Origin of the sequence: Anaerotruncus sp. G3(2012), from assembly GCF_000403395.2 — a bacterium.
Classification (GTDB): domain Bacteria; phylum Bacillota; class Clostridia; order Oscillospirales; family Ruminococcaceae; genus Anaerotruncus.
Genome location: NZ_KE159676.1, coordinates 15,877 through 21,897 on the forward strand (window position 1 = coordinate 15,877; position 6,021 = coordinate 21,897).

Annotated in this window: 4 protein-coding genes and 1 pseudogene; 2 read left to right on the top strand and 3 right to left on the bottom strand. The window is 41.3% G+C overall.

The genetic code is table 11. From position 1 onward, the window contains the following. Positions 1–81 precede the first annotated feature (81 nt). Positions 82–414 carry a transposase gene (locus C814_RS17015; protein ID WP_016316639.1) on the bottom strand — a complete coding sequence of 111 codons (333 nt, stop codon included), beginning with the start codon at positions 412–414 and terminating at the stop codon, positions 82–84. A 37-nt stretch (positions 415–451) separates the two neighbouring features. On the opposite strand from C814_RS17015, the pseudogene C814_RS17020 reads away from it, so the two are divergent. Next, a pseudogene (locus tag C814_RS17020) lies at positions 452–1,876 on the top strand (AlwI family type II restriction endonuclease). Positions 1,877–1,958: 82 nt separating this feature from the next. Continuing rightward, complete coding sequence (locus C814_RS24220; RefSeq protein WP_016316642.1) at positions 1,959–4,064, top strand: hypothetical protein; 2,106 nt, start codon at positions 1,959–1,961, stop codon at positions 4,062–4,064. A 373-nt stretch (positions 4,065–4,437) separates the two neighbouring features. Here C814_RS24220 and C814_RS17030 read toward each other — a convergent pair whose 3' ends face one another. Together C814_RS17030 and C814_RS17035 are read right to left on the bottom strand one after the other, a co-directional pair. Then, the gene (locus tag C814_RS17030; RefSeq protein ID WP_016316643.1) at positions 4,438–5,043 is read right to left on the bottom strand and encodes a hypothetical protein; all 606 of its coding nucleotides are present in this window, start codon (positions 5,041–5,043) and stop codon (positions 4,438–4,440) included. Positions 5,044–5,059: 16 nt separating this feature from the next. After that, positions 5,060–5,590: a helix-turn-helix domain-containing protein gene (locus C814_RS17035; RefSeq protein WP_016316644.1), complete on the bottom strand. Its 531-nt coding sequence runs from the start codon at positions 5,588–5,590 to the stop codon at positions 5,060–5,062. Between the last annotated feature and the right edge of the window lie 431 nt (positions 5,591–6,021).

The following is a 6,021-nucleotide window of genomic DNA, read 5'->3' on the forward strand; positions in this document are numbered from 1 at the left end:
GCCGGCTGACTCCCAATACCGAGCAGTAAAACGCGATCTTTCCCTTCTTTTCGCCGTCTTCTGTCCTGAGCGCGATATACTTCATTCTTTGCTCCTTACTGACTTCCGACGGCTGGCGGCAAAAAAAGCGCTGGCTTCCTCCAAAAATTCGTTCTCTTCTTTCAATCGCCGATTGGCCTTTTCCAGCTCCTTGACCTGCCTGCGCAGCATCGTGATCTCCTCTGTCAGGCTCATCGCGCTGCCTGGCGTGTGGCTGCCTTCCCCCACCTCCAGGCGCCCCTCCCGCACCGCTTTCAGCCAGGCGTGGATCGTCCCTTTCGGGATGCCCAGCTCCTTCGCCGCTTTGTCTCCGCCGATCTCTCTGGCCAGCTTTACGGCCTGTACCTTGTACTCTTTATCGTAGCTTCGAGCCATTGCCTTTCCTCCTTCTTCTTCTCTTTTTTCTACTCCCTTGAGGAAAAGGTGTCAACTTTTTTTATACCATATCAGGTCATTCTTAAAAGCAGATACATATCCTGCGGTGCAGGAATGTTATCTCCGGGCTATGAGCGTGGAGCAATTTCCTATGCCAGATGGCGTGCATTACTTCTCTCCACTGAGGTGGCTTTTGGCAATTATGCTGGAACTTGAAAAGCGTACTGGTTCATCTGAGCTTAGCCGAATCGAATTTGCCCTTTGGGGGCATACAACAAATCCCAGCTACAGCTTGGAAGAAGTGGTTGACAACATCCTTGATCTGCGCCAACGGAGAGCGGCTGCCCCGGCTAAGCGTCCTTTTAACAAGAAAGAGATTGCCAAAAGAGGCGAGAATTATGACAAAAAAGCTGACAATTTTTTGGATTACAGCGACATGAATATGAGATACCTCCGCATTTCTGGTGTGCTTCAACGCAAAGGCAGAGGTCTAATAATCGTACCTACAAAGCATATTTTGGCAGAAAAACTTGCAAAGTCCACCGCAAGCGCAGAACCTATTATGGAACAGTATAAGCTGCTCTGTACTGGAGCACCTCTGCCCACGGATAGTGTAGATGTCGCCAAATCCCTGTTAGGGGACCTCATCAAGCAGATAAAAGAGCGACATATCCTGTGTGATATTTCCGATCTGCCGTTAAATACTCCAGCAGAAATCAATATTGCAAGACAAAGAATCGAAAACACTCTTGCACAGACAGATGAAATTCAATACGCTAACGATCAGCGTAATTAATGGCAAGAAATCCGGGATTATATGAGCCTCCTGATCAAAGGTGGCGGCAAGTTGGTCTACGATGAAGATAACGCCATTGAGGTTCCAAAGGATGAAACTCCCGCCTACCTCGAATGGACACTCTGGCGTGCTGCTCTGGCGATTGATCACATGGTCAATAAGCCTTATGAAGTTCGCGGATTCAAGCTGGATTCTGACTTTATGCCTGTTTCGGCTGCTGGTGGCGGTAAAGGTGATCTGTATTGCGAATTTAACGATTTTACCATTTTGACAGAGGTTACTATGTCCACATCCTCCCGTCAAGAGGCAATGGAGGGTGAGCCTGTCAGGAGGCATGTTTCTGATGCTGTTCTAAAATACGACAAACCTGTATACGGTATGTTTATTGCTGTTCGGATAGATACCAACACAGCAGAGACATTCAGACATGGTATTTGGTATGCAAAGGGCGATGTAAAACAGCGACTGGATATTGTGCCATTGACATTGGGGCAATTCCAGAAATACTTTACCGCCATGTTTGAAGCGGACAAGGCGCAACCAGAAAAGCTTAGAGATTTGATTATTAAGTGTGAGGCGCATAGAGATATCTTGGAGGCGCCTGCTTGGAAACAATATATTGAAGAAACTATTAATAAGCTTTCAAGCGATATAAAATCAGCATAAAATCCTATTAGCCCATAGGAAGGCGAAAAACTGTTTATGTATTAGTTAATAATAAAGCCATACAAAAATAGGAGACGTAATTATGACAGAGAAAGAGAAAAACGAGTTTTCGGAGGTAGCTGAATCTCTGAAAAAATATAGGCGTGCGGATCTGGTTGATCAAAATGGTGAAAGCATCCTGGATGAATTGTATGTAGATTTGTTAGATGGAAATATTATCTTGCAAAAATGCTTGTTAGATAATACTACTTTTTTGGTGGGAAGAAAGGGAACTGGAAAATCTACTATTTTTTTAAAACTTGAAAATGAGTATAGAAAAAAGTCGGGATATTTACCGTGTTATGTGGATGTCAAAACTGTTTATGAATTATCTAAAACGGTTGTTACCAATCAAGAATATCTGTCGGAGTATTTTAGCGGAGAACAATTGCAAAAATATCTCATTGCTAGGAATTTTATTCAAAGTGTTTTAACGCGAATTTATGAGGAAATTGATAAGCGAAGTCAAAGCCTGTTAAATAGAGTGGCAGGGAATTTATTTGGTAATAGTAAAAAGACAATAAAGGCAGAGATTCAGTCGCTTAGTCGCAGGATAAATGACAACAAAGAATTTCAAAGAGTTGAACTTCCTGCCTTACAAGAAATTAAATCGATAAATGATATATCTCATCGTAACAGTGAGCAGGCAACAAAAAGAGGCCTCTTTAATTTTGGTAAAGAATCTAACGGACAGGAGCATAAAAAACAAGCCGGTGGCGAATTGGCCTATGAACGTGCAGTCAATACTGAAATTGCAAAAAAGGCCGAAGAGTCATTAACTGATATATGTCTAAAGGTTTTTGATATTAGGCAAGTCATAATCGACATTAAAAAAATATTGGGTAAAATGAAGATCCAGCATCTTGTGATTTTACTTGATGATGTATCTGAAATTGAAAATGATGCTCTTGAACTGTTTATCGATACAATAGTAGCACCTTTAAATAATTGGTCGGAAGAATTTATAAAATTTAAAGTTGCATTTTATCCTAACAGAATACATTATGGTAAGATCGATCCGGGTAAAATTGATGTTGTTAATCTGGACTTTTACAACTTGTATTCAGAATTTGATTCTAATCGTATGGAGGAGAATGCTATTGATTTTACCAGCAGAGTCTTAAACAATAGATTCAATTATTTTACTGATGGAATTGAATTGTATTTTGATGAAAAAACCGAGGACATTTACGAACTGTTTTTTAAAGCATCTATGAATGTTCCGAGAATAATGGGCTATATTTTATCATATTTACATGTGAGTACAATTATATATGGGAAAAAGATAAAGAGAGCAGATATTGAGAATGCTGCTGAACGATATTATAATGAAAAAATTGAGGCATTCTTTAAAGCAAGTACATACTGTTTGCTTCCTATGCAAGAAAATAGAAAAATTTATCAGTTAGAAGCACTTAGAGATGTGTTGATTTCTCGGTCTAAGGAAATAAAAAAACAAATCACTTCCGGTGACTTAAATGGAAAATTATATCAAAAATCCTATCCATATACTAGTCATTTTCACATTTCTAAAGACATTGAAGAATATGTAATGTCACTGGAATTGAATCATTTCATAACAAAATATGACGAGAAATCAAATAGAGATGGCAAGGCAGTAAGTATTTATTGCTTTAATTATGGATTGGCAAAGAAAAATAATATTCTGTGGGGGAAGCCAAAAGGGAACGAATACCGCACATATTTTATTGAACGTCCATTCAATTATACAACTTTGATATTGGAGCAGATCAAAGAAACTAAAGTGCTGAAATGTACAAATCCACAATGTGGACGAGTTTTTTCTGAATCGGAGAGAGTTGGGTTAGAGTTTACTCATTATAAATGTCCCGATTGTTCAGCAACAGTAATTGAAGAGTCAGTTATAGATGCTAAGATTGAGAAGAAATTGAAAGGCGTCACATTAAGAAAAATCACAGCAGATGAAATGAATGTGTTGTTGGCGCTAAACTCACAGACGAACCCAGTTTTTGCAAAAGACATAGCTACAGATGTTGATATGAACTCTCAACGAATTTCCAAGATCTGCAAAAGGCTTGCTGAAGATAAGAAACTAGTTATCATACATAAAACAATTGCGCCGTATAAATATGAAATTTCAGACCAAGGCAAACTGTACTTTGCATAATTAAATCGTTGCCCTCTAATGTCATTACATTGGCAACGCTATGGCAACAAAAAATCAGATAGCCTCTACTATCTGAATAATGGAAATAATGCCAATACCCTGAGCTAAACCCCATAAGCAAATCTGTTTAGAAAACTTCTGGCAGGAGCGAGTGGGAGTGAGTTCTTGAAACTCCGAACCCGTTGCGGCGCAAGAGATAGGCGGTTTTGCATCTCTCTTTTGATAACGATTTGATAACGCTCCCCATAGGCCGTATCATTCTGTATCCCCGGTGGATTGCAGGTGAAAAGTGTTTCTTTGCGGCTTGCGGGTGACAAAAACCATATTACAAAGCCCTTACCGATGGCAACATCGGTAAGGGCTTTTGCCGTATTTATGCAGCCTGCTCAAAAATCTGTTTTTGCATATTTAAGTAGTATTTTAAGTCGTCAGAAGTCTTCTTGTGGAAGTACTTGGGACGGTTTATAGACTTTGTGCTAACATTATTGGCCTCTGCTAAACGCATAGTGTAGTCAAATATGCAATTTATCAAATCGCCAAATTGAGCTGCTGAAATATTGAGGTTGATGGATTTTTTCGGATTTTCTTTTTCAATAGCCTCAATAGAGCAGATAAGAGTGTTCAAAATGTCAACATTCAAACTCCCGTTTCGAGCAGAATCTAAATACTCTTCTAAAGCTGCTCCAAATTGTTTGTCAAGTTTTCGTTGCTTTCGGTGTGTTACATACCCAATGGTACCAGCAACTGTGCCCCCTATGATAAGTACGCCCCCTAATATGATAGTTCCTTTTTGATGTGATCTGACAAAATCAATCGCTTTAGATGCGCCTTCTTTAGCGGCATCAGCAACCGCAGGAATATGCTTTGCAACCCTTTTGCTATCTACATTTTTTGCTAAGCCGCATAGCTCAAAAATACCTGCCTTGACCCCTGCATACGTTTTTTCGTCTATATCAAGATAAATTGGAACAACGGGCATTTTTGCATCAACTCCTTCATTCGTCTTTCAAGCGATCCTTGAACGCTTCTACAAGGAAATCACTCAATTCCTTGGAGGGGACTTTGACCCATTTCCGGGTGGTGTCGTACTTGGGGTAGTTGTAGCGCCAGCGGTCATAGTCCTCCCTGGTGATCTCCCCGGCCTCCAGCTTCTTGGCCTGCTCCGCCCAAGCGGACAGCATTTCAAGCATATCAATATAGGTCCTGCCTTTGGACTTGTCCAGCCGCAGACAGATTTCGCCGTCAATCTCCCCAATGGTCAACCCCCGAATGTCCTCCAGGGCAAAGAGGGTGTGCATGAGGCCAATGTCGCTGTCTATGTCAGGGACAGTCAAGGCATCGGTGGAGACTTCAAAGAAGTCCGCCAGCGCCCTGGTCAGGTCGGCCTTGGGGGTACGGCTCCCGGTTTCATACTGCGCCATACGCACATCGGCGGAGCGTTCCGGGAACCCCACCACCTGACCGAGATACTTCTGCGTGACACCTTTCTTATTACGGAAAAAGCGAATACGTTCACCAATCGCCATAACTGTCAACTCCAATCTATGTAATGGGGACACTTGGAGTATAACAGATATGTTTAGGACTGTCAAGAGAAATATAAATAAATTTGTTTATATTTTCTTCTTGGAAAGCCTTGACATAACGGAATAGAGTTAGTATAATAGGGTCAACGTTAAACAAATAGCGTTATCATTTGGGAAAGGAGGAACCAGTATGGAGAACAAGTTTATCCGGGTAGACGAGGTGGCGGACGAGCTGGGCGTGTCGAGGCCCTACGCCTACAAGCTCATTCTGATATGGTATAAAAAAAGTTGACACCTTTTCCTCAAGGGAGTAGAAAAAAGAGAAGAAGAAGGAGGAAAGGCAATGGCTCGAAGCTACGATAAAGAGTACAAGGTACAGGCCGTAAAGCTGGCCAGAGAGATCGGCGGAGACAAAGCGGCGAAGGAGCTGG

Coding starts and splice junctions, on each gene's coding strand:
- C814_RS17030 (WP_016316643.1), bottom strand. CDS start 5,043: ATGCCCGTTGTTCCAATTTATCTTGATATAGACGAAAAAACGTATGCA.
- C814_RS24220 (WP_016316642.1), top strand. CDS start 1,959: ATGACAGAGAAAGAGAAAAACGAGTTTTCGGAGGTAGCTGAATCTCTG.
- C814_RS17035 (WP_016316644.1), bottom strand. CDS start 5,590: ATGGCGATTGGTGAACGTATTCGCTTTTTCCGTAATAAGAAAGGTGTC.
- C814_RS17015 (WP_016316639.1), bottom strand. CDS start 414: ATGGCTCGAAGCTACGATAAAGAGTACAAGGTACAGGCCGTAAAGCTG.